Here is a 23,086-nt window from a genome sequence, read left to right on the forward strand (position 1 = left end):
GCCGTTAGTCTGGTGGCTGTACGGCGTGAGTCAGGTGCCGTGGGGATACGGAAGGAACGGCATGTACGGCTGGATCTGGCGGCATCTGCCGGGGAACGCGTGGTTGAAGGCGCTCATCTCGCTCGTACTGATCCTGGCCGTGGTCTACGTCCTCTTCCAGTACGTCTTCCCGTGGGCGGAGCCGCTGCTGCCCTTCAACGATGTGACGGTGAACAACCAGTGAGCGCGCGGATTCTCGTCGTCGACAACTACGACAGCTTCGTCTTCAACCTCGTCCAGTACCTGTACCAACTCGGCGCCGAATGCGAGGTGCTGCGCAACGACGAGGTGTCGACCTCGCACGCCCAGGACGGTTTCGACGGCGTGCTGCTCTCGCCCGGCCCGGGGACGCCGGAACAGGCGGGCGTGTGCGTGGAGATGGTCCGGCACTGCGCGGCCACCGGCGTGCCCGTCTTCGGTGTCTGCCTCGGCATGCAGTCGATGCAGGTGGCCTACGGCGGCGTGGTGGACCGCGCGCCCGAGCTGCTGCACGGCAAGACCTCGCTGGTCGAGCACGAGGGCACGGGAGTCTTCGCGGGCCTGCCCTCCCCCTTCACCGCGACCCGCTACCACTCGCTGGCCGCCGAGCCGGCCACGGTGCCGGCCGAGCTGGAAGTGACCGCCCGCACGCACGACGGCATCATCATGGGCCTGCGCCACCGTGAACTGCCGGTCGAGGGCGTGCAGTTCCACCCGGAGTCGGTGCTCACCGAGCACGGGCACCGGATGCTGGCCAACTGGCTGGTGGAGTGCGGCGACCACGGTGCCGTGGCGAGGTCGGCGGGGCTCGCCCCGGTGGTGGGCAGGGCCACGGCGTGACCGCGCTGCGCCCGGAGCGCGAGACCGATGCCTCGTACGGGGATCAGTCGTACGAGGCCTCCGGTGCGCTCGGGCAGTGGGACGCGGAACCCTCCGGGGGGCCGTACCGCGGCCCTCTCGACGACGAGACGATGGCGCTGCGGATTCCCGAGGGCGGCGCCGTGGGCGCTTCTGCGGGCTCTTCTGTCGCCTCCGGTCCGGAACCCGCCGTCGGCGGCCGTGCGGCCCGCAGAAAGGCCGCCAGACGCCACGGTGCCGGGCGTGGCGGCGGGCGCGGGGGCGGTCGGCACGGCGGGGGCCAGGAGACCGCGGCCTCCGTGGCACCGGACGCCGGCCGGCCGCTGTCCCGGGTGGAGGCCCGGCGGCAGGCGCGGCTGCGCAAGCCGTCCGCGGCCACCCTCGCGAGCCGGGCGATCGGAGAGGTGTTCATCACCACCGGCGTGCTGATGCTGCTGTTCGTCACCTACCAGCTGTGGTGGACCAACGTCCGGGCGCACGCGCAGGCGGGCAGCGAGACCCACCAGCTCCAGGACGACTGGGCCAGCGGCAAGCGCAACCCGGGCGTCTTCGCGCCGGGGCAGGGCTTCGCCATCCTGCACATCCCCAAGCTGGACGTGGTGGCGCCGATCGCGGAGGGCGTCAGCAACGCGAAGGTGCTCGACAAGGGCATGGTCGGCCACTACGGCGAGCCCCCCCTGAAGACGGCGATGCCCGACGCCAAGACCGGCAACTTCGGTCTCGCGGCGCACCGCAACACCCACGGCGAGCCGTTCCGTTACATCAACAAGCTCGTGCCCGGTGACGCGGTCGTGGTCGAGACGCAGGACACGTACTACGTGTACAAGGTGACGTCGACGCTTCCGGTGACCTCGCCGTCCAACACCAGCGTGCTGGACCCGGTCCCGAGGGGCTCGGGTTTCACCCAGCCGGGCCGCTACATCACCCTCACCACCTGCACGCCGGAGTTCACGAGCAAGTACCGGCTGATCGTCTGGGGCAAGATGGTCCAGGAACGCCCGCGCAGCGAGGGCAAGCCGGACGCGCTCATCGAGTAGGCAGAGGAAGACATTGGCAGCGACCGCCGACGAGACCGAAGAACACACGGACGCGTCCGAACCGGAGCCCGCCGCGCGCCGCCGGCGTCCCGGAAGGATCGCGACGGCGGTCAGCGTCTTCGGTGAACTCCTCATCACGGTGGGCTTGTTGCTCGCCCTGTTCGTCGTCTACTCCTTGTGGTGGACGAACGTGATAGCCGACCGCAAGGCGAACAACCAGGCCGACAAGGTCCGTCAGCACTGGGCGCAGTCGCAGGGATCGAAGGACTCCGGCCCCGGCGCGCTGGACACCGCCGACGGCATCGGCTTCCTGCACGTGCCCGCGATGAAGAACGGCGAGGTGCTGGTCGAGAAGGGCACGGGCACGGACGTCCTCAACGACGGCGTGGCCGGCTACTACACCGACCCGGTCAAGGCCACGCTCCCCATGACCCGCAAGGACGGCAACTTCACCCTCGCCGCCCACCGCGACGGCCACGGCGCGAAGTTCCACAACATCGACAAGCTGAAGAAGGGCGACCCGATCGTCTTCGAGACCCGGGACGACTGGTACGTCTACAAGGTCTTCTCCATCCTGCCCGAGACCTCGAAGTACAACGTCAAGGTCATCTCGCAGATCCCCAAGGAATCCGGCACGACCAGGCCGGGCCACTACATCACCCTGACGACGTGCACACCCGTGTACACCTCGGAGTACCGGTACGTGGTGTGGGGCGAACTGGTCCGGGTGGAGAAGGTCGACAGCGAGCGGACGTTGCCGACGGAGCTGCGGGGCTGACGGAGGTTCTCTGCGTAACGTGGAGTGGCGGTAGTTCTTCGACTGCTCGGCGACCGTGTGATCACGGGTGGGCACCAGGGTGCCGTCCACGATGAGCACGGTGTCCTTCCGGAACCGTCGGCGGGGACGGAGCGCGAGCCGTGGGCCGAGGTGGTTGACGACGCGGTCCGCGGCCGACTTGGAGACCCCGAAGAGCGGGGTGAGCCGGCGCAGCGTCAAGTTCGTCCACAGTAGGCCGCTACGAGCAGCAGCCGGTCCTCCACGGAGAGACCCCGGGGCCGCCCCGGGCGGACCGTGTCGGCTTCCCCGCGCCGCAGCACGGTCACCAGCTTGCGAAACCGGCGCGGGCTGAGCCCTGTGAAGGGGCCAGCCAGGACGGATCCGACGCCGTGATCACACCGGCCACCGCGGGATCATCTCGCCCGTGACCAGCAGCTACGTACCAGCTCTCAACCGATCCCGGTAGCCGTCGAAGCCAAGGACAGGACCAGGGCACCGAGCGCGCCCACGGCGCCGTAGAGGCGCATCATGCGCCGATCACCGTGTTGGCGGACATACAGCGCGGTGGCCCCCGCGAAGGCCAGACCACCGACGATGAACCACGGCCCCCACAAGTAGGCGGTCTGCCGGGCGCGGGACGGGGCGCACTGTGTCGCCCAGGGAGTGCCTGATCGACATGACTCGATCATGATCCGAACCGCGACGACGTACGTCATCCGCAGGGAGGATCCGCCTCCCCCACGAAACCCCGAAGACCAGTTACGGGACAGCCCTTGGACGTCCCATAAGTGAGCCCTGGCGTCCTCATGGGATGCCAGGGCTCACTTGGTAAGGGACGTCGTCAGCCGAAGGTGCCGCCGAAGATGTTCGTCCCACCGTTGTTGCCGTTGCCACCGCCGCCGAAGTCCTGGGTGGTCAGGACGACCTGGGTGGTGCCCGGGTCGGCCTGGGTGCCCTGCGGCGGGGTCTGGGCGAGGACCCGGGCCTTGTCGTCGTTCGGGCCGTTGACCTGGATGTTCGTGAAGCCGGCCTGCTGCAGCATCTGCTGGGCCTGCTTCAGGGGCTTGCCGAAGACGTTCGGCACCTGGCCCTGCTGCTGGCCCTGGAACTTGCCGACGTTGATCACCACGTTGGTGTTCTTGACGACCTGCTCGCCCGCCTGCGGGTTGGTCGAGACGACCTTGCCGTTCTGGGTCTGGTCGGTCGTGGGGCTGTCGTTGCAGCTCGGCGACAGGCCCAGCTGGGTCAGCTCGGTCTTCGCGTCGTCACAGGACTTGCCGACGAGGTCGCCCGGGATGGTCACCTTCTCCTCCGCCTTGGCGACGGTGAGGGTGATGGTGGAGCCCTTCTGGATCTCGGTGCCGCCGGCGGGGTCCTGGCCGGTGACGACGCCCGGGGTCTGGGAGGACACCACGTCCTTCCTGTCGACCTGGAACCCCTTGTCCTTCAGCTGGGACTCGGCCTGGTCGTACTGGATGCCGCGGACGTCCGGCACCTGCACCTTCGGCGCCCCCGTCGACACCACCAGGTTGATCGTGTCGCCCTTCTTCACCTGCGAGCCCGCAGCCGGGTCCTGGGAGCAGACCGAGTTCTTCGGCTGGTTCTCGCACGGCTTGCGGGTGGGGGTGCCCAGTTTCAGGTCGGAGTTCACGGCCATCTTCTGGGCGTCGGCGTAGGTGGAGCCGACGAAGTTCGGGGCGGAGAAGGTGTCGTTCGTCTTCCCGCTGAACGCCCACTTGCCGATCAGGATCGCGCCGACCAGCACCAGCACGCCCGCGACCACCAGCAGGACCGTGGAGGTGTGGGACTTCTTCTGCTGCCGGCCCCGGCGGTCCGGGCGCTCGTCGTAGCCGTAGCCGCCGTCGTCCGGGTTCATCGGCGGCATCATGGTGGTCGCCGGTGCGGCGCCCGGCTCCTGCCGCAGCGCGGTCGTCGGCTGGTCGTCGCCGTAGCCGCCGTAGCCCACCGCGCCCAGCGCCGCCGTCGCGCCGACCGGCTGGCCGTCCAGGCAGGCCTCGATGTCGGCGCGCATCTCGTCGGCCGACTGGTAGCGGTAGTTCGGGTCCTTGACCAGCGCCTTCAGGACGATCGCGTCCATCTCGGGGGTGATCTCGGGGTCGAAGACCGACGGGGGCTGGGGCTCCTCGCGTACGTGCTGGTAGGCGACGGCCACCGGCGAGTCGCCGACGAAGGGCGGCCGTACGGTCAGCAGCTCGTAGAGGAGGCAGCCCGTCGAGTACAGGTCCGAGCGGGCGTCGACCTGCTCGCCCTTGGCCTGCTCCGGCGAGAGGTACTGCGCGGTGCCGATGACCGCCGCCGTCTGCGTCATCGTCATGCCGGCGTCGCCCATGGCGCGGGCGATGCCGAAGTCCATCACCTTGACCTGGCCGTTGCGCGTCAGCATGACGTTCGCCGGCTTGATGTCACGGTGCACGATGCCGTTGCGGTGGGCGTACTCCAGGCCCTGGAGGATGCCGATGGTCATCTCCATCGCGCGCTCCGGCAGGAGCTTGCGGCCGGAGTGCAGAAGCTCACGGAGCGTGGAGCCGTCGACGTACTCCATCACGATGTACGGGATCGAGACCCCGTCGATGTAGTCCTCGCCCGTGTCGTAGACCGCGACGATCGCGGGATGGTTGAGCGAGGCGGCCGACTGGGCCTCCCGGCGGAACCGGGCCTGGAAGGAAGGGTCGCGTGCCAGGTCGGCGCGCAAGGTCTTCACTGCCACGGTGCGGCCGAGGCGGGTGTCATGTGCGAGGTAGACCTCCGCCATGCCACCACGACCGAGCACCTGGCCCAGTTCGTACCGGCCGCCGAGGCGACGCGGCTCTTCCATAGCTACCTACCAGCCCTCTCCGTCGGTCCCGGCCGCGCACTCCTCGTACGCCGCCGGAGGCTGCCGTCCGGGCCTACCGTACCCGGCTCGCTTTGTGTGACCTGGCCAAGCCCGCAACCCGATACAGGACCGGTATCGCAACGTGCAACGATGTGAAGGAGACGTGACGGGGGTCACTCCCCGGGGTGGTCGAGGTCACTTCTTGGAGTTGATGACCGCCTGCATGACGTTCTTGGCGATCGGAGCGGCGAGGCCGCCGCCGGAGATGTCGTCGCGGTTGGCGCTCCCGTCCTCGATCACCACGGCCACCGCCACCGGCGAGCTGCCGTCGGGCATCTTCGCGAAGGAGATGAACCAGGCGTACGGGTTGGCGCTGTTCGCCACACCGTGCTGCGCGGTACCGGTCTTGCCGCCGACGGTCACATTGGGGATCTTCGCGTTCGTACCGGTGCCCTTCTCGACCACCGTCTGCATCATGTCCTGCAGGACCTGCGCGTTCTTCGAGGACAGCGGCCGGCTCAGCTCCTCCGGCTGGGTCTGCGAGAAGGTGTCGAGGTTGGACGACTGGAGCTTGTCCACCATGTACGGCTTCATCAGCTTGCCGTCGTTGGCGACCGCCGAGGCGACCATCGCCATCTGCAGCGGGGTCGCGGCGGTGTTGAACTGGCCGATGGAGGACAGCGCGGTCTGCGACGCGTTCATGTTGTCGGAGAACTGCGACGGGTAGGCGCGCACCGGCGTGTCCTGCGGGGAGTCGAAGCCGAACTTCTTCGCCTCCGTCAGCATCTTGGCGTTGCCGAGATCAGCGCCGATCTTGCCGAAGACCGAGTTGCAGGAGTACTGCAGGGCGGTCCGCAAGGTGGCGTTCTTGCAGGGGATGTCGCCCTCGTTCTTCAGCTCGGTCGTGGTGCCCGGCATGGTCCACGGCAGCGGCGAGTTCGTGGGCTCGTCGGCCGAGGTGTACAGCCCGTTCTCCAGCGCGGCCGCCGCCGTGACCACCTTGAACGTGGAGCCCGGCGGGTAGGTCTCGCGCAGCGCCCGGTTCAGCATCGGTTCCGCCGGGTCGTTCGACTTCTGGAGCTTGTTCCAGTTCTTGGTGTCCGAGCCGAGGGTGTTGCCCGCGAAGGACGACGGGTCGTACGACGGGTAGGAGGCCAGCGCCAGGATCTTCCCGGTGGAGGGCTCCAGCGCGACCACCGCGCCCTTGCCGCCCTGCTTGGACAGCCCGTCGAACGCCGCCTTCTGCGCGGCCGCGTTCAGCGTGGTGACGACGTTGCCGCCCTGCTTCTGCTTGCCCGTGAGCATGTCCAGGGTGTTGCGGAAGAAGAGCCGGTCGTCGGTGCCGCTGAGGATGCCGTCGTCGAGGCTCTCCAGCTGGGTGCTGCCGAAGGCCTGCGAGGAGTAGCCGGTGACGGGGGCCCACATGGGCCCGTCCTTGTACGTGCGCTTGTACTTGAAGTCGCCGCTCTTGGCCTCGACGGAACCGGTGATCGGGTTGCCGTCCACGATGATGTCGCCGCGCGGGGAGGCGTACCGCTCGATGGCGACCCGGCGGTTGTTCTTGTCGGTGCGCAGCGAGTCGGCCTCGACGTACTGGAGGTAGTTGTCGCGGATCAGCAGGGCCAGGACGAGGAGGCCGCAGAAGATCGCGATCCGGCGCAGGGGCTTGTTCATGACGGGCGGACCACCTGGGTCATCTCGGCGTCGGGGTTGGCGGCGGGGGCGGGCGCCGGGCGGCGGGCGGTGTCGCTGATCCGGATCAGGATGCCGATCAGTGCCCAGTTGGCGATCACGGAGGAACCGCCGTAGGCGAGGAACGGCATGGTCATGCCGGTCAGCGGGATGAGGCCCATCACACCGCCGGCCACCACGAAGACCTGGAGCGCGAACCCGCCGGACAGGCCGATGGCCAGCAGCTTGCCGAACGGGTCGCGCGCGGCGAGGGCGGTACGGACGCCGCGCTCGGCGATCAGGCCGTAGATCAGCAGGAGCGCCATGATGCCCGCGAGTCCCAGCTCCTCGCCGAAGGTGGCGAGGATGAAGTCGGAGTTCGCGGCGAACCGGATCAGCTCGGAGTGGCCCTGACCCCAGCCGGTGCCGAGGGTGCCGCCCGAGCCGAACGCCCACAGGGCCTGCATGGCCTGCTCGGAGTGGCCGCCGACACCCTGCCGGCTGAGCTTGAACTCCTTCAGCGGGTCGAGCCAGGCCTGGACGCGCTGCTGCACGTGCGACTCGAAGCTCGCCACGCCGACCGCGCCGACCGCGGACATCAGCAGGCCGAAGACGATCCAGCTGGTCCGCTCGGTGGCGACGTACAGCATGATCACGAACATGCCGAAGAACAGCAGCGAGGTACCGAGGTCGGTCTCGAAGACCAGGATGAGGATCGACATCGCCCAGACGACGAGGATCGGGCCGAGGTCACGTCCGCGGGGCAGGTACAGCCCCATGAAACGGCGGCTGGCCAGGGCCAGCGCGTCCCGCTTCACCATCAGGTAGCCGGCGAAGAACACCGCCAGTACCAGCTTGGCGAACTCACCGGGCTGGATGGAGAAACCGCCGACGTGGATCCAGATCTTGGCGCCGTACACGTTCAGGCCGAGGCCCGGGACCAGCGGGAGCAGCAGCAGGACCAGCGCGCCCACCATGGAGATGTAGGTGTAGCGCTGGAGCGTGCGGTGGTCCTTGAGGAGGACCAGCACCGCGACGAACAGCCCGATGCCCAGCGCCGTGTACAGCAGCTGGTTGGTGGCCTTGCCGCCCGCGACGTGGATCTGCTGGAGCAGCTTCGACTGGTCCAGCCGCCAGATGCACACCAGACCGAGCCCGTTGAGCAGGGTGGCCAGCGGCAGCAGCAGCGGGTCGGCGTACGGCGCGAACTTCCGTACGACGAGATGGGCGACGCCGGCCAGCAGGCCGAGGCCGAGCCCGTAGCTCAGCAGCCCGGCGGGCACCTTGCTGTCGACGGCGAGGCCCACGTTGGCGTAGGCGAACACCGGGATGACCACGGCGAAGACCAGCAGGGCCAGCTCGGTGTTGCGGCGGCTCGGCGCGCCGATCGCGCCGATCGTGGACGTGTGATGCGTCGGCGAGTTAGTCGTACTGCTCATCGTGTGACAGGGCCTCTCGCGGCGGGGCTACTGCTTGCCGCACTGATCGACGACCTTCTGCTCATCCTCGGAGAGGCTCGGGCCGGGGTTGGGACTGGCGGACGCGGACGGCGGCTTCGACGGGTTCTTCGAAGCGGACGTCGAACCGGATTGGTGCGGCGTCGGTGCCGTCGTGGACGTGAGGGAGGTACGGGTGGTCCCCGTGGTGCCTCCGGCCGCGCCCTGGCCCGTCTTCGCGTTCTTCTGCGACTCGGCGGCGGCCGTGCGCTCCGCCTGCTTCCTGCACGCGGAGGCCTGCACCGACAGCGACTCGATCTTCGTCTCGGCCTGCTGCAGTCCGCCCGCCGCGATCGTGTTCTTGACCTGCTTCTGCTGGTACGGCGGCAGGTACTTGAGTTCGATCTCGGGGTGGTCCTTCTCGACCTTCGACAGCGACACCCAGGCCAGGTTCTGGCTGATCCCGCGGTAGAGCGCGACGTGCTCGTCCTTGGCGCCGACGTAGTACTGCGTCTGCGTCCAGCGGTAGCCGCCGTAGAGGCCGCCGCCGATCACGGCGAGCGCGAGCGCGCCGTAGAGTGAGCCCCTCAGCCAGCCGCGCTTGCGCGGCTTGGTGAAGTCGCCGTCGGCGTAGTCGGCGAAGCCGTCCGCCGGGATGTAGCCGGTGGTGTCGCCGGAGCCGGGCGGGCCGAACTCGCCGCCGCCGTGCCCCTGGCTCCGCCGGCCCAGGTGGGAGGCGCGGCCGGCCGGGGTCTGCATGATCCCGTTGTCGTGCAGATGGTGCTGGTTCTCGGCGACCGCGCCGACCACGACCGGCTGGTCGGACAGCTGTCCGGCGAGGGTCTCCCCGGTGTCCAGGTCGAGCACGTCCGCGACGATCACGGTGATGTTGTCGGGGCCGCCGCCGCGCAACGCGAGCTGGATCAGCTCCTGCACGGTCTCCTGCGGGCCCTGGTAGCTGGCGAGGGTCTCCTCCATCGTCTGGTGGGAGACGACGCCGGACAGCCCGTCGGAGCAGATCAGATAGCGGTCGCCGGCCCGCACCTCGCGGATCGACAGGTCGGGCTCGACGTGCTCGGCGCTGCCGAGGGCGCGCATCAGCAGGGAGCGCTGCGGATGCGTGGTGGCCTCTTCCTCGGTGATCCGGCCCTCGTCCACGAGCCGCTGCACCCAGGTGTGGTCCTGGGTGATCTGCGTGAGCACGCCGTCCCGCAGCAGGTAGGCGCGCGAGTCGCCGACGTGCACGAGGCCGAGCCGCTGCCCGGTCCACAGCAGTGCCGTCAGCGTCGTCCCCATGCCCTCGAGCTGGGGGTCCTCCTCGACCATGGCGCGCAGCTGGTCGTTGGCGCGCTGTACGGCGACGCCGAGCGAGGTGAGGATGTCGGAGCCGGGCACGTCGTCGTCGAGCGTGACCAGGGTGGAGATGACCTCCGAGGAGGCGACCTCGCCGGCCGCCTGGCCGCCCATGCCGTCGGCGATCGCGAGCAGGCGCGGACCGGCGTAACCGGAGTCCTCGTTGCCCTCGCGGATCATGCCCTTGTGCGATCCGGCGGCAAAGCGCAGTGACAGACTCATGCCCACCTCGCCCGTCGGCTCCGGGTACAGCCGGTCGTGTCGAGCCACACTGCCCACCCTCCGGTCGGGAGCGCGCCGGCGGCCGGGTGGCGGCCTGCCGCTGCGTGCTCGCTCCGCTCGCGCTCACTCATGACGTAGCACTACTTCCGCAGCTCGATGACGGTCTTGCCGATGCGGATCGGCGCGCCCAGCGGGATCGGCGTGGGGGTCGTCAGCCGGGACCGGTCCAGATAGGTGCCGTTGGTGGAGCCGAGGTCCTCGACGATCCACTGGCCGTCGCGGTCCGGGTAGATCCTGGCATGGCGGCTGGAGGCGTAGTCGTCGTCCAGCACGATCGTGGAGTCGTGCGCCCGGCCCAGGGTGATCGTCTGGCCCTGCAGAGCGACGGTGGTGCCGGTCAGTGTGCCTTCGGTCACCACGAGCTTGGTGGGGGCGTTGCGCCCGCGCCGGCCGCCGCCCTGCGGGGCGGCCTGCCGGCCGCGCTGCGGCGGGGGCGCGGCGGCCTGCTGCTGCCGGGCCGCCTGCTGCTGGCGCGCCGTGTCCCTACGCGATCCGCGCTGGGTGACGCGCGTACCGAACAGGTCGCTGCGGATGACCTGCACGGCCACGATCACGAACAGCCACAGTACGGCCAGGAAACCCAGCCGCATGACCGTGAGGGTCAGCTCTGACATTGCCCCCGCTTCACCCTTCGGCTTGCCTATAGATAACGGTGGTGCTGCCCACGACGATCCGCGAGCCGTCGCGGAGCGTAGCGCGGGTGGTGTGCTGCCCGTCCACCACGATGCCGTTGGTGGAGCCGAGGTCCTGGATCGTCGAGGGCGTTCCGGTCCGGATCTCGCAGTGCCGGCGGGAGACGCCGGGGTCGTCGATCCGCACGTCGGCGTCGGTGCTGCGGCCCAGCACCAGCGTCGGGCGGGAGATCTGGTGGCGGGTGCCGTTGATCTCGATCCAGTAGCGGGTCTGTCCGCCGCCCGCGGGGGCGGCCGGGGGCCGCTGGCCGGCGGCGGGCTGCGGGTAGCCGTAGCCGCCGGGGCGGGCGCCGGGCGGCGGCGCGGACGGCATCGGGGGCGCGCCCGCGGGCGCGGCCGGTGGGTAGCCGTACCCGCCCGACGCGCCCTGCGGGGCCGCGGGCGCCTGCTGTCCCGGCTGGCTGCTGGAGGAGGCGAGGGTGCGGCTGCGCACGCGGTACAGACCGGTGTCGAGGTCGTCCGCCTTCTCCAGGTTGACCTTGATCGGCCCCATGAAGGTGTAGCGCTGCTGCTTGGCGTAGTCGCGCACCATGCCCGCCAGCTCGTCGCCGAGCTGCCCGGAGTAGGGGCTGAGGCGCTCGTAGTCCGGCGCGCTCAGCTCCACGATGAAGTCGTTGGGTACGACGGTCCGGTCGCGGTTCCAGATCGTGGCGTTGTTGTCGCACTCACGCTGGAGCGCGCCGGCGATCTCCACGGGCTGTACCTCGGACTTGAAGACCTTGGCGAAGGTGCCGTTCACCAGACCTTCGAGACGCTGCTCGAACTTCTTCAGGACTCCCATGGGGCACCTCCTCCGTCCCTGCCGTTTCCTTGCCGTGCTCTGTCCTGCTGTGTACTACCGCGCCTTGCTCATTGATCGTATCTACGCGCCCGGCGATCAGCCGGTTCCTGCCATGGATCGTAGAGGCGGGCGAAGACCAGTGTCCCGCACCCGGCTGTGGACTCGGTCCTTCTCCCGGGGGGACGGCCGGTACCGGTACGAGGTTGATACGTGAAACGGGTCTCGCTGAGACGCGGGGACACGGGAGGGGCGGATGCCCGGGGGACGCGGGCGGAGCGGAGGGGGCCGACGGGAAGGGATGTGAATCCACCCCGTACGACGTGCTAATGTTCTGGGTGTCGGAAGGGGTCGGCCCGAAAGGGAAGGAACCGGAAGATACACCCAATGCGCGGGTGGCGGAATAGGCAGACGCGCTGGATTCAGGTTCCAGTGCCCGCAAGGGCGTGGGGGTTCAACTCCCCCCTCGCGCACAGAGAAGAACCGTGAAACGGGTCTCTGCCGGTGACGGAAGTCACCGCAGGGGCCCGTTTCTCGTTGTGCCGTCAGATGTGAGACACCGCACCCCTGTCGGGGCGGACGGCGGTGGAGTGCGGTGCGCGGTATGCGCGATGCGTGAGGCTCGATGCGTGAGCTATCTCACGGGCTGCTGGTCGGCGGGGCGCCGAGGAGGCCGCGCGGGGTGCCGGCGGCCGACTCCTCCTTTTTGGTCCGCGTCGGTGGACGCGGGCCGTCCCGGCCCTGACGTGTACCGGCCACCGGCGGTACGGTCGGCACGCGTTGATGTTCGTGTCGGTGTTCGCGCGGGCCGTTGACCGGTCGGTGCGTGTACGGGGGAGGCGGTCGCGGTGACCGGAGCCGGTGGTCACGTGGAGCGGGCGGACGCGGCGCCGCGGGGGAGCGGGCGGCTGCCCCGGGTGCGCGGCTTCGCCCAGTGGCCGCCGTCGGGCTCGCCCAAGCGGGAGGGCAAGGCGCTGCGCACGAGCGTGCCGCGTGCCGCGCACCGCATCCTCGACCTGGACGCCGCCCGCCCCGGCGCCGTGAGCGCGGTCGTCGAGTCCAACGCCGGCCGGATCCCGGAGCTGACCCCCATCCGCGTCGGACGCATGGCGGCCGGCCCCTTCGCCTTCCTGCGCGGCTCGGCCGGACTCATGGCCCACGACCTCGCCCGCACCCCGATGACCCGGATCGGCGCCCAGATATGCGGAGACGCCCACGCGGCCAACTTCGGCCTGTACGGCGACGCCCGGGGCGACCTCGTCATCGACCTCAACGACTTCGACGAGACCGTCCACGGCCCCTGGGAGTGGGACCTCAAGCGGCTGGCCGCCTCCCTGGTGCTCGCCGGACGGGAGGCCGGCGCCGACGAGGACACCTGCCGGGCCGCGGCCCGCGACGCCGTCGGCGCCTACCGGCGCACCATGCGGCTGCTGTCCAGGCTGCCGGTGCTCGACGCCTGGAACGCCATCGCCGACGAGGAACTCGTCTCGCACACCGACGCCCACGACCTGCTCGGCACCCTCCAGCGGCTCTCGGAGAAGGCGCGGGCCAACACCAGCGGCCGGTTCGCGGCCAGGTCGACCGAGCCGGCCGGGGACGGCGGGCGCCGCTTCGTGGACGCCGCCCCGGTGCTGCGCCGCGTCCCGGACGCCGAGGCCGCGGCGGTCGCCGCCGCCCTGGGCCCGTACGTCCGCACCCTCGGCGAGGACCGGCACCCGCTGCTCGCCCGCTACGCCGTGCACGACGTGGCCTTCCGGGTCGTCGGCACCGGCAGCGTCGGCACCCGCTCCTACGTCGTCCTGCTCCTCGACCACCGTGGGCAGCCGCTGGTCCTGCAGGTGAAGGAGGCCCGCCCCTCGGCACTGGTCCCGCACCTGGCCACGGCCGGCTTCGCGACACCGGCGGCCGAGCACGAGGGCCGCCGGGTGGTCCTCGGGCAGAAGCACATGCAGGTCGTCAGCGACATACTGCTCGGCTGGACGACCGTCGAAGGGCGCCCCTACCAGGTACGTCAGTTCCGCAACCGTAAGGGCAGCGTCGATCCCGCCGCCCTCGCCCCCGGTCAGATCGACGACTACGGCCGCATGACCGGCGCTCTCCTGGCCCGCGCCCACTCCCACAGCGCCGAGCCGCGGCTGATCGCCGGGTACTGCGGCAAGAACACGGAGCTGGACGAGGCGATCGCCACCTTCGCCGTGGCCTATGCCGACCGCACGGAGGCGGATCACGCCGAGCTGCTGGCCGGGATCCGGTCGGGACGGATCGCGGCGGAGCCGGGGGTGTAGCGGTAGCGGCTCAGGTGCCAGGGGAATCGCCGTCGCGCGGGGGGGGGGATCGGTCTCCTGGCGCGAGCGGGGGACCTCGTCTGCGGGGCCCGGCGGAAGGGGCGCCTACGGGAAAGGGGACTTCTGTGGGCGAAGGGAGCCCGGCGTACGGGGCGGGCGGGGCCGCGGCCGGCGGACGACCCGCAGCCGCATGGCGGGATGCCGCATCGCCTACGCTGGGGCCCGTGACGACCCCGGAAGCCGAACAGGCGCCGCGCCCCGAGGAGCGGCTTGAGCAGGCCGTGCGGGCCGCCGAGCAGGCGTTGATCGAGTACGAGATCGCCGTGGAGACCTTCCGCGTCGAGGTCGAGAACTTCTCCCGGCTGCACGAGCAGCGACTCGGCCCTCTCTACGCCCGTATCGAGGAGCTGGACGCCGAGATCGCCGAGGCGAGGGCCGCCCGTACCGGCGACCCGGAGGACGTCCGCCGCGCCGAGGAGGCTCGCGCCCGGGTCATGCCGATCCCGGGCGTGGAGGAACTGCTGCACGGCTGGATGGACGGCCACGGCCTGTTCCCGGAGGCCTCCGCTATGCTCACCGACCAGGCCGTACGGCCCCCGGAGCGGGTGCGGCCCAGCGAGGAGGCCCGCAAGCTCTACCGCGAGCTGGCTCGCAAGGCCCACCCGGACCTCGTCCAGGACGAGCAGGAGCAGAAGCGGCGTGAGGAATTCCTCACCCGCGTCAACGCCGCCTACGCCCGTGGCGACGAGGCCTTGCTGAGGGAACTGGCCGAGGAGTGGGCGGCCGGACCGGTGCCGCCCGAGCGGCGGCCCAGCGCCGCCGAGGAGCTGTACGCCCGCCTCGAATGGCTCTCCCAGCGCAAGGAACTGCTCACCCACGTGGCCCGCGAACTGGAGGAGGGCGCGATCGCCGGCATGCTCCGGCTCGCCCCGGACGACCCCGACGGGCTGCTGGAGGAGATCGCCGCCCGGCTGCGCGCCGACATCGCCGAGCGGGAGGCCGAACTCGCCGCCCTGCTGGGGCAGGCCTGATCCCTGACCGTGCTCCGGCCGGCACGGGCGGGCCTTCGGGTAGCGTCGGGGGCATGAGTTTCGGAGCTGGTGTTCCCACGGTCGGGGTCGCGGACCTCAAGGACGGCGACTTCCTGCTGGACGTCCGCGAGGACGACGAGTGGCAGGCGGGCCACGCCGAGGGGGCGCTGCACATCCCCATGAGCGACTTCGTGGCCCGCTACGGCGAGCTGACCGAGGCCGCCCCGCAGGACGGGCGCGTCCACGTCATCTGCCGCTCCGGCGGCCGTTCGGCCCAGGTGACCATGTACCTGGTCCAGCAGGGCATCGACGCGGTGAACGTCGACGGCGGCATGCAGGTCTGGGAGGCGGCGGGACGTCCTGTCGTCGACGCGAACGGCGGGCCGGGCACGGTCGTCTAGGCGGCCGGGATCAGCCGAGCGGATGGGCCGCCAGCAGATCCCCGAGCCTCTCCTCGTACGCGGCCGCCGGGCCGAGCGCCAGCTCCAGGTGCTTGGCCCAGGCGTGATAGCGGTGCAGCGGACAGTCGGTGTCGGCGCCGAACCCGCCGTGCAGATGCTGCGCCGTCTGCACCACCCGGCGCACCCCCTCGGCGGCCCAGATCTTCGCCACCGCGACATCCCCGGCGGCGGGCAGCGCTCCCGGCGCCCCGGAGGCGATCCGCCACGCCGCCTGCCAGAGTGTCGCCGCCATGGCACGCAGATCGATGTACCGGTCCGCGGCCTGCACGGCCACCGCCTGGAACGTCGCGAGCGGATACCCGAACTGCTCCCGCTTCCCGGTGTACTCCGCGGTCATCCTCAGTACCCGCTCGCCCAGCCCGAGCGCCAGAGCGCAGGTGCCGGTGGCGAGCAGCAGACGCAACCACTCCCAGGCACCCTCGGCCTCGATGACCTCGCCCGCCGCCAGCCGGACCGATGCCAGCCGCAGTTCGGCCAGCCGCTCCCCGCTGGTGGACACTTGCTCGGCGAGGACCACCCCGGCCCGCTTCCGCGGCACCAGCGCGAGCACGGTCCGCGCCGCGCCCGCCCCCTCGACCTGGGCCGGGACCACCACGAGGTCCGCGTCGTACGCCCACGGCACCGCTGTCTGCACCCCGTCCAGCACCCACGCCGGTCCGTCCCGCCGTGCGCCGACGGCCAGTTCGGCCGGGTCGTGGCCGCTGCGGCCGTTCGCCGCCACGGTCAGCACCAGCTCCCCCCGGCCGGCCCGGGCCAGCACCCGATCCGCCAACTCCGCCGCGCCGTACGCCTGTACGGCCGCCGCCGCCGCGCTGTGCTCCAGCAGCGGCACCCGGGCGAGCACCCCGGCCGCCTCGCGCAGCACCAGGCACAGCGCGATCGCGTCCAGGCCGGAGCCGCCGTACGCCTCGTCGAGCAGCAGGCTCAGCAGGTCCGCCTCGGCGAGCCGGGCCCACAGCGCCCGGTCGAAGGTCTCTGCCACGGCGCCGGTGGTGAGCGCCGGGCTGGGCACCGCGTCCGGCGCGACCCCTGCGAACACCCCGCGCGCCGCCTCGGCCGCCGCCCGCTGCTCCTCAGTGAAGGTGAAGTCCACGGCCTGTCCCTCCGGAGATTTCCGGTGATCTGACGGTGCGTCAAGATAAAACAGGTTCTAGGAGAAGGGAATGGCCGGGCGCGTCTCAGCGGTCGAAGTCCACCTCCACCTGCTCGGTCAGCGGATGCGACTGGCAGGCCAGCACATACCCGGCCTCCGTCTCCTCCGTCTCCAGGGCGAAGTTGCGGTCCATGCGGACTTCGCCGGCGACCAGGAAGGCACGGCAGGTACCGCAGACTCCGCCCTTGCACGCGTAGGGCGCGTCCGACCGGTTGCGCAGGACCGTCTCCAGCAGCGTCTCGCCGTCGCGCACCGGCCAGGTGCCGCCGCGTCCGTCGAGCCGGGCGGTGACCGTGCTGTGCGCGGGGGCCGGGGCGGAGGCGGCCGGGGGCGCGCCCGCGTCCACGTGGAAGATCTCCTGGTGGATACGGGAGCGGTCCACGGACAGCTTGCGCAGCGCCTGCTCGGCGCCCTGCACCAGCCCGTACGGCCCGCACAGGAACCACTCCGCGACCTGGTCCACCGGCAGCAGCGCGGGCAGCAGCGCGGTCAGCCGCTCACGGTCGAGGCGGCCGGACGGCAGGCCCGCCTGCTGCTCCTCGCGGGAGAGCACGGTCACCAGCTGCAACCGGTCCGGGTAGCGGTCCTTCAGATCGGCGACCTCCTCCAGGAACATCGTCGAGGCGGCCGTACGGTCCCCGCGTATCAGACAGAACCGCGCCTCCGGCTCGCGCGCCAGCAGCGTGGACACGATGGACAGCACCGGTGTGATGCCGCTGCCGCCCACGATCGCCGCGTACCGCCCCGGCGCCGGGTCCAGCGTGAAGCGGCCGGCCGGGGTCATCACGTCCAGCTCGTCACCGGCGTTGATCTCCTTCAGCGCGTAGGCGGAGAAGGCACCGCCTTCCACCAGCCGCACACCGACCCGCAGGGTGTCCGGACCCGGACCGGCCGGGTCGGGGGCGGGGGAGCAGATCGAGTAGGTACGCCGGACCTCCGTGCCGTCGACGGTGCGGCGCAGCGCCAGGTGCTGGCCGGGCGCGTGCCGGTACTCCTCGCGCAGTGCGGGCGGGACGGTGAGGGTGAGGGCGACGGCGTCGTCGGTGATCCGGTCGACCGCGGCCACCTGGAGCGGGTGGAAGCGCGCCATCACAACTCCTTGAAGTGGTCGAACGGTTCACGGCAGGCCAGGCAGCGGCGCAGCGCCTTGCAGGCGGTGGAGGAGAACCTGCTCAGCAGCTCCGTCTCGGCCGAGCCGCAGTGCGGGCAGCGGACCGGGTCCGGGTGCGGTGCCGCGTCCGGCGCGCTGTCCTGGGGGAGAGTGCGGGTCGGGCCAAGGGAGAGCGGGACCGGGCCGGAGCCGTCGCGCACGCGGGGCGGGGCTATGCCGAACTCCTGGAGTTTTCGGCGTCCTTCAGGGGTGATGTCGTCGGTCGACCAGGCCGGTGCGAGGACCGTGCGGACCCTGACCTCGCGCATGCCGTGGGCGCGCAGGACCTGCTCGATGTCGAGGGTCATCGCCTCGATGGCGGGGCAGCCGGTGTAGGTGGGGGTCAGATCGACCTGGACCGTGTCGGCGCCCTCGACGTGGACCGCGCGCAGCACGCCCAGCTCCCGCAGGGTGAGGACGGGCAGTTCGGGGTCGGGCACCGCCCCGGCCAGCTCCAGCAGTTCCGCCTCCAGGGCGGTGGCGGTCACCATGTCGCCCCCGGGTGGCTGCGGTGCAGATGCTGCATCTCGGCGAGCATCCGCCCGAACGGCTCGGTGTGCAGGCCCTGTCGGCCGGCGCCCGCCGACCAGGCTCCGGTGCGCGGCCCCTCGGGGACGGACAGGGTGGCCCGGCCGAGGATGGCCCCGATCGACTCCTGCCAGTGCCGGTCCAGGAGTGACCAGTCGGCGTCCAGGCCCTCCACCGGCTGGAACATCTCCCCGGTGAACTTCCACAGCGCCTCCGTGGCACGGCGCATGCGCTCGTGGCTCGTCCGGGTGCCGTCGCCGAGGCGCAGCGTCCACTGCTCGGCGTGGTCGCGGTGGTAGGCGACCTCCTTCACCGCCTTCGCGGCCAGGGGGGCGAAGGGGCCGTCGCCTGCGGCCAGTTCGGCGTAGAGCAGATGCTGATAGGTGGAGAAGTACAGCTGGCGTGCGATGGTGTGGGCGAAGCCGCCGTTGGGCTGTTCCACGAGTTGGAGGTTGCGGAAGGAGCGTTCCTCGCGCAGATAGGCCAGTTCGTCCTCGTCGCCGGCCATCGACAGCAGCACCCGGGCCTGGCCGAGCAGGTCGAGGGCGATGTTGGCGAGGGCGACCTCCTCCTCCAGAACGGGGGCGTGGCCCGCCCACTCCCCCAGCCGGTGGGAGAGCACCAGGGCGTCGTCACCGAGGGCGAGCGCGGCGGTCACCGGGACGGTGGCGGGGCCGGTGGCGGTCACAGGTGCTTCACTCCTTCCGGGATCTCGTAGAAGGTCGGGTGGCGGTAGGGCTTGTCGGCGGCCGGCTCGAAGAACGGGTCCTTCTCGTCCGGGGAGGACGCGGTGATCGCTGCGGCCGGGACGACCCAGATCGAGACGCCTTCGCCGCGCCGGGTGTACAGGTCGCGGGCGTTGCGCAGCGCCAGCTCGGCGTCGGGGGCGTGCAGGCTGCCGGCGTGGGTGTGGGAGAGGCCGCGCCGGGAGCGCACGAAGACCTCCCACAGGGGCCAGTCGGTGGTGCTCATGCTCGCTCCGCTTCTTTGTCGTGAGCCGTGTCGGGTCCGGTCGTACAGGTGTCGGCGGTGCCGGTGCTGCTGTCCGCGTTGCCGGTGCTGCTCGCGCTGCCGGGGGCGTGCTTGGCGGCGTAGGCCGCGGCGGCCTCCCTGACCCACGCGCCCTCGTCGTGGGCGCGGCGGCGCTGGGTGATGCGCTGTTCGTTGCACGGCCCGTTGCCCTTGAGGACCTCCCAGAACTCCGTCCAGTCGATCGCGCCGAAGTCGTAGTGCCCCCGCTCCTCGTTCCACCGCAGGTCCGGGTCCGGGAGGGAGAGACCCAGGGAATCCGCCTGGGGAACACAGATGTCGACGAAACGCTGGCGCAGCTCGTCGTTGGAGTGGCGCTTGATCTTCCACTCCATCGACTGCGCGGAGTGCTGCGACTCGTCATCGGGCGGCCCGAACATCATCAGCGAGGGCCACCACCAGCGGTCCACCGCGTCCTGCGCCATCGCGTGCTGCTCCTCGGTGCCCTTGCTGAGGGCCAGCAGCAGCTCGTACCCCTGGCGCTGGTGGAAGGACTCCTCCTTGCAGATCCGCACCATGGCGCGCGCGTATGGGCCGTAGGAGCAGCGGCACAGCGGGACCTGGTTGGTGATCGCGGCGCCGTCCACCAGCCAGCCGATAGCGCCGACGTCGGCCCAGGTCAGGGTCGGGTAGTTGAAGATCGACGAGTACTTCTGGCGGCCGCTGTGCAGCTTGTCGAGCAGCTCGTCGCGGCTGGTGCCGAGGGTTTCCGCCGCGCTGTAGAGGTACAGACCGTGACCGGCCTCGTCCTGCACCTTGGCCATGAGGATCGCCTTGCGGCGCAGGCTGGGGGCGCGGGTGATCCAGTTGGCCTCCGGCTGCATGCCGATGATCTCGGAGTGCGCGTGCTGGGCGATCTGCCGGACGAGGGTCGCGCGGTAGGCGTCGGGCATCCAGTCGCGTGGTTCGACGCGCTCGTCAGCGGCCACGGCCGCGTCGAAGGCGCGCTGGTAGGCCGCCGTGTCGACGGTGTCCGGCGTGCCGTCCGGCTCCGTACCGGCCGTGCGCTGCGCGGCTGCTGTGGCCATTGCGGTCCCCCTGACCTAGGGCTCTGCGGTGAACACTGTCCCGACCGATCGTTCGGTCCGTGCGATATCAATGGTGTGCCGGGCCGCTATGGAGTGTCAACCGCTGTGGAAAACTCCGCCGGACGGCCTGTGGACGACCGGGGCGGAGCCGCGTACGCCGGGTCCGTCGCCGTACGGCGTGGTGCGGACCACGGAGCCGGGTCGTACCCGGGGCTGCGCCCGGCGGCCGAGGCTGAGTACCGTTCCGTGCGGACGCCGCATCGTGGCGTGCGGGAACCGTGGGGCGCTCGGGACGGGCGCCGCGGACCCGAGCCGGTCGCTGGGCCGGACGACTGGACCGAGATGACCGAGCCGAGACGGGGGACGGGACGGAATGGACGCGTACGACGAGGACCCGGGGGCCGGGCCCGGCCCCGAAGGGTCGGCCGGGGCGCGTCTCCCGGAACATCCTGCGGCCGAATCCGGCGGCGCGGGAGCCGGCGGCACTGCCACCGACGGGCCCGGCTCCGGCCCCTCCGGCCCCGGTCGCTCTCATGCCGGCCGGACCGATGAGCCGGGGCCGGCCGACGGGCCTGGCCGTGCCGCCGAGCCGCGCCGGGCGTCCTGGGCGGTCCGGCCCGGACAAGCGGAGCCGTCGGAGGGCGAGTCGGGAAACTCGGGCCGTCCCCTGCGGCCGGACCATCCGGCGCACCCGGACGACGGGGAAGGTACCGAAGGCGTGGACGACGTGGACGGCACGCACGGGGCTGAGGAGGCGTCGGCGGCGGCCCCGGCGGGTGCCGGCTCGGCCTCGCCGCCCGCCGCGCCCCCTACCGGTGTGGCCGCCCTCTCCCCCCGCTACCAGGTCGGCGCGGCACTGGCGCTCGCCCTGGTGGCGGTCGCCGCCGGGGTGCACGTGCTGATGGTGTTCCTCAGCCTCGCGCCCGCGAACACGGTGACGAAGCAGCACGGCAAGGCCGTAGAGCAGTGGGTGTACCCCGAGTTCGAGCAGAACTGGAAGCTGTTCGCGCCCAACCCGCTGCAGCAGAACATCGCCGTACAGGTGCGCGCCGAGGTGCGGACCGGGGACGGACAGCTGCGCACCACCGGGTGGACCGACCTGTCCGCCGAGGACGGCGCCGCCATCAAGGGCAATCTTGCGCCCAGCCACACCGAGCAGAACGAGGTACGGCGGGCCTGGGACTTCTTCACCGCCACGCACGGCGTCGACAACCGGCCGGTGGGCATGCGCGGCTCCCTCTCCGAGGCGTACCTGCGCCGGATCGTGGTGATGCGCCTGTACCGGAACGATCCGCCCGGCAAGCTGGGCGTCATCCGGCAGGTCCAGGTCCGTTCTCGCACCACCAATGTGCAGCCGCCGAAATGGAGCCCCGAGCACGTGTCCGACAACGCCGTCTACCGTGTGCTGCCCTGGTGGACCGTGCCCGCCGACGAGGCCGCCGGGGGTGTGCGGTGAACCGTCTCTCCCTGAACCTCTCGCGCGGCATCGCCCGGGTCACCGGTGCCGCTCTCGGGCCGTACCAGAGCGCCGTGATCCGGATCGGGTTCGCCGGGACCTGGCTGCTGTTCCTGCTGCGTGAGTTCCCCCACCGCCAGGAGCTGTACGGCCCGGCCGGACCCTGGGGCTGGAACCTCGCCGAGGAGCTGACCACCGACAACCACGCCTTCACGGCCCTGATGTGGTCGGACGCGCAGCTCTGGTTCGAGTGCTTCTATCTGCTGGCGATCCTCGCCGCCCTGGCGCTGCTGCTCGGCTGGCGCACCCGGACGGCGTCCGTGCTGTTCATGGTGTGCGTGCTGTCCCTGCAGAACCGCAGCGTCTTCGTGGGTGACGGCGGCGACAACGTCCTGCACCTGATGTCGATCTACCTGGTGTTCACCCGCTGCGGGCAGGTCTGGTCGCTGGACGCGCGGCGGGCGGAGCGTGCCGAGGCCGCACGCGCGCGTGGGGAGCGGATTCCCGCCGACCGGGTGGGACCGGCCCTGTGGGCGGTGCTCGGCCTGGCGCTCGTTCTCGCGACGGTCACCGGCCGGTTCGACAACGGCTGGCAGATCCCCGCGCTGCTGTGGACGGCCCTGGTGGGGCAGGCCCTGTGGTGGGCCGTCGGCCGCTGGGTGAAGGCCCGGGACCCGAGGATCCTGCTGGACGTCGTCGCCAACATCCTGCACAACGGCGCGCTGGTCGTGATCATGGCGGAGGCCTGCCTGATCTACGCGACGGCCGGCTGGTACAAGATCCAGGGCTCGCGCTGGCAGGACGGCACCGCCGTCTACTACCCGCTCCATCTGGACTACTTCTCACCCTGGCCGGGCCTCGCCGACCTGATGTCCTCCAGCGGCACGATCATGATGATCGTCGCCTACGGGACGGTCATGGTGCAGGTCGCCTTCCCGTTCACACTGTTCAACCGGCGGGTCAAGAACGTCCTGCTGGCGGCGATGATGCTGGAACATGCGGTGATCGCGGTCGTTCTGGGCCTGCCCTTCTTCTCGCTGGCGATGATCACCGCGGACGCGGTCTTCCTGCCGACGTCCTTCCTGCGCCGGCTCGGCGCCCTGGCGGCACGCGCGCGTACGCGCATCGCCCGGCGCGGGGAGCGTACGGTGCCCGCGCCGCGGTCGCCCGAGGGGAGCCCCGAGGCGAGCGCGGCGGGCCGGGCGGGCTCCGCGTAGGGTTCGCCG

The 23,086-nt window shown here is 71.1% G+C and carries 22 protein-coding genes, 1 tRNA gene and 1 pseudogene; 10 read left to right on the forward strand and 14 right to left on the reverse strand.

Going from position 1 to position 23,086, the window contains the following annotated elements; genetic code table 11:
• The first annotated feature begins 61 nt into the window (after positions 1-61).
• Genes ACZ60X_RS19315 through ACZ60X_RS19330 form a run of 4 tightly spaced genes read left to right on the forward strand, consistent with a single transcriptional unit; the run spans position 62 to position 2,691 of the window.
• On the forward strand, positions 62-223 hold the full coding sequence (locus ACZ60X_RS19315) for a hypothetical protein (RefSeq protein WP_469599757.1): 162 nt from the start codon (positions 62-64) through the stop codon (positions 221-223).
• Positions 220-858: an aminodeoxychorismate/anthranilate synthase component II gene (locus tag ACZ60X_RS19320; protein ID WP_469599759.1), complete on the forward strand. Its 639-nt coding sequence runs from the start codon at positions 220-222 to the stop codon at positions 856-858. The genes ACZ60X_RS19315 and ACZ60X_RS19320 overlap by 4 nt, the downstream gene beginning before the upstream one ends.
• Positions 855-1,913: a class E sortase gene (locus tag ACZ60X_RS19325; protein ID WP_469599761.1), complete on the forward strand. Its 1,059-nt coding sequence runs from the start codon at positions 855-857 to the stop codon at positions 1,911-1,913. Before ACZ60X_RS19320 ends, ACZ60X_RS19325 begins: the two co-directional genes overlap by 4 nt.
• A 13-nt stretch (positions 1,914-1,926) precedes the next feature.
• Positions 1,927-2,691 (forward strand): class E sortase, encoded by a 765-nt coding sequence (locus ACZ60X_RS19330; RefSeq protein WP_469599763.1) that lies wholly within the window; start codon positions 1,927-1,929, stop codon positions 2,689-2,691.
• An 18-nt stretch (positions 2,692-2,709) separates the two neighbouring features.
• On the opposite strand, the pseudogene ACZ60X_RS19335 reads toward ACZ60X_RS19330, so the two are convergent.
• The 8 genes and pseudogenes from ACZ60X_RS19335 to ACZ60X_RS19370 form a co-directional block, all read right to left on the reverse strand.
• A pseudogene (locus tag ACZ60X_RS19335) lies at positions 2,710-3,097 on the reverse strand (transposase family protein); the annotation flags it as partial.
• A gap of 43 nt (positions 3,098-3,140) precedes the next feature.
• Positions 3,141-3,407, reverse strand: coding sequence for a hypothetical protein (locus ACZ60X_RS19340; RefSeq protein WP_469599766.1), 267 nt, complete (start codon positions 3,405-3,407; stop codon positions 3,141-3,143).
• Positions 3,408-3,532: 125 nt separating this feature from the next.
• Complete coding sequence (gene pknB / locus ACZ60X_RS19345) at positions 3,533-5,527, reverse strand: Stk1 family PASTA domain-containing Ser/Thr kinase (RefSeq protein WP_469599768.1); 1,995 nt, start codon at positions 5,525-5,527, stop codon at positions 3,533-3,535.
• Positions 5,528-5,722: 195 nt separating this feature from the next.
• Positions 5,723-7,201, reverse strand: a complete 1,479-nt coding sequence (locus tag ACZ60X_RS19350; RefSeq protein WP_469599770.1) for a peptidoglycan D,D-transpeptidase FtsI family protein — start codon at positions 7,199-7,201, stop codon at positions 5,723-5,725.
• Complete coding sequence (locus ACZ60X_RS19355) at positions 7,198-8,637, reverse strand: FtsW/RodA/SpoVE family cell cycle protein (RefSeq protein ID WP_469599772.1); 1,440 nt, start codon at positions 8,635-8,637, stop codon at positions 7,198-7,200. The genes ACZ60X_RS19350 and ACZ60X_RS19355 overlap by 4 nt, the downstream gene beginning before the upstream one ends.
• Before the next feature lie 27 nt (positions 8,638-8,664).
• Positions 8,665-10,209, reverse strand: coding sequence for a Stp1/IreP family PP2C-type Ser/Thr phosphatase (locus ACZ60X_RS19360; RefSeq protein ID WP_469600060.1), 1,545 nt, complete (start codon positions 10,207-10,209; stop codon positions 8,665-8,667).
• A gap of 140 nt (positions 10,210-10,349) precedes the next feature.
• Entirely contained in the window at positions 10,350-10,883 is a 534-nt protein-coding gene (locus tag ACZ60X_RS19365; RefSeq protein WP_469599774.1) for an FHA domain-containing protein FhaB/FipA, read from the reverse strand.
• Positions 10,884-10,893: 10 nt separating this feature from the next.
• Entirely contained in the window at positions 10,894-11,742 is an 849-nt protein-coding gene (locus tag ACZ60X_RS19370) for an FhaA domain-containing protein (protein WP_469599777.1), read from the reverse strand.
• A gap of 386 nt (positions 11,743-12,128) precedes the next feature.
• Between ACZ60X_RS19370 and ACZ60X_RS19375 the strand changes: the two genes are divergently transcribed.
• The 4 genes from ACZ60X_RS19375 to ACZ60X_RS19390 all read left to right on the forward strand — a co-directional run bounded on the left by ACZ60X_RS19375 (position 12,129) and on the right by ACZ60X_RS19390 (position 15,456).
• Positions 12,129-12,212, forward strand: a tRNA-Leu gene (locus ACZ60X_RS19375).
• Between the two features lie 375 nt (positions 12,213-12,587).
• Positions 12,588-14,024 (forward strand): DUF2252 domain-containing protein, encoded by a 1,437-nt coding sequence (locus ACZ60X_RS19380; protein ID WP_469599779.1) that lies wholly within the window; start codon positions 12,588-12,590, stop codon positions 14,022-14,024.
• Between the two features lie 224 nt (positions 14,025-14,248).
• Positions 14,249-15,055: a hypothetical protein gene (locus tag ACZ60X_RS19385; protein ID WP_469599781.1), complete on the forward strand. Its 807-nt coding sequence runs from the start codon at positions 14,249-14,251 to the stop codon at positions 15,053-15,055.
• Between the two features lie 53 nt (positions 15,056-15,108).
• Complete coding sequence (locus ACZ60X_RS19390) at positions 15,109-15,456, forward strand: rhodanese-like domain-containing protein (protein WP_469599783.1); 348 nt, start codon at positions 15,109-15,111, stop codon at positions 15,454-15,456.
• Positions 15,457-15,466: 10 nt separating this feature from the next.
• Here the strand turns inward: ACZ60X_RS19390 and ACZ60X_RS19395 are convergent, their stop codons facing one another.
• From ACZ60X_RS19395 to paaA, 6 genes are all read right to left on the reverse strand, one after another.
• Positions 15,467-16,609 carry an acyl-CoA dehydrogenase family protein gene (locus ACZ60X_RS19395; protein ID WP_469599785.1) on the reverse strand — a complete coding sequence of 381 codons (1,143 nt, stop codon included), beginning with the start codon at positions 16,607-16,609 and terminating at the stop codon, positions 15,467-15,469.
• An 85-nt stretch (positions 16,610-16,694) separates the two neighbouring features.
• Complete coding sequence (locus ACZ60X_RS19400) at positions 16,695-17,759, reverse strand: 2Fe-2S iron-sulfur cluster-binding protein (RefSeq protein WP_469599788.1); 1,065 nt, start codon at positions 17,757-17,759, stop codon at positions 16,695-16,697.
• Positions 17,759-18,310: a 1,2-phenylacetyl-CoA epoxidase subunit PaaD gene (gene paaD, locus ACZ60X_RS19405; RefSeq protein WP_469599790.1), complete on the reverse strand. Its 552-nt coding sequence runs from the start codon at positions 18,308-18,310 to the stop codon at positions 17,759-17,761. Before paaD ends, ACZ60X_RS19400 begins: the two co-directional genes overlap by 1 nt.
• Positions 18,304-19,035: a 1,2-phenylacetyl-CoA epoxidase subunit PaaC gene (paaC, locus tag ACZ60X_RS19410; RefSeq protein ID WP_469599792.1), complete on the reverse strand. Its 732-nt coding sequence runs from the start codon at positions 19,033-19,035 to the stop codon at positions 18,304-18,306. Before paaC ends, paaD begins: the two co-directional genes overlap by 7 nt.
• The gene (paaB, locus tag ACZ60X_RS19415) at positions 19,032-19,319 is read right to left on the reverse strand and encodes a 1,2-phenylacetyl-CoA epoxidase subunit PaaB (protein ID WP_014673816.1); all 288 of its coding nucleotides are present in this window, start codon (positions 19,317-19,319) and stop codon (positions 19,032-19,034) included. The genes paaC and paaB overlap by 4 nt, the downstream gene beginning before the upstream one ends.
• A complete protein-coding gene (paaA, locus tag ACZ60X_RS19420) occupies positions 19,316-20,404 on the reverse strand; it encodes a 1,2-phenylacetyl-CoA epoxidase subunit PaaA (RefSeq protein ID WP_469599795.1) in 1,089 nt (362 codons plus the stop codon). The genes paaB and paaA overlap by 4 nt, the downstream gene beginning before the upstream one ends.
• A 718-nt stretch (positions 20,405-21,122) precedes the next feature.
• Here paaA and ACZ60X_RS19425 point away from each other — a divergent pair.
• Both ACZ60X_RS19425 and ACZ60X_RS19430 read left to right on the forward strand, forming a co-directional pair.
• Positions 21,123-21,860 (forward strand): DUF5819 family protein, encoded by a 738-nt coding sequence (locus ACZ60X_RS19425; RefSeq protein WP_469599797.1) that lies wholly within the window; start codon positions 21,123-21,125, stop codon positions 21,858-21,860.
• A complete protein-coding gene (locus ACZ60X_RS19430) occupies positions 21,857-23,077 on the forward strand; it encodes an HTTM domain-containing protein (protein WP_469599800.1) in 1,221 nt (406 codons plus the stop codon). The genes ACZ60X_RS19425 and ACZ60X_RS19430 overlap by 4 nt, the downstream gene beginning before the upstream one ends.
• Positions 23,078-23,086: the final 9 nt, after the last annotated feature.

Source organism: Streptomyces sp. NPDC104106 (genome assembly GCF_055584345.1).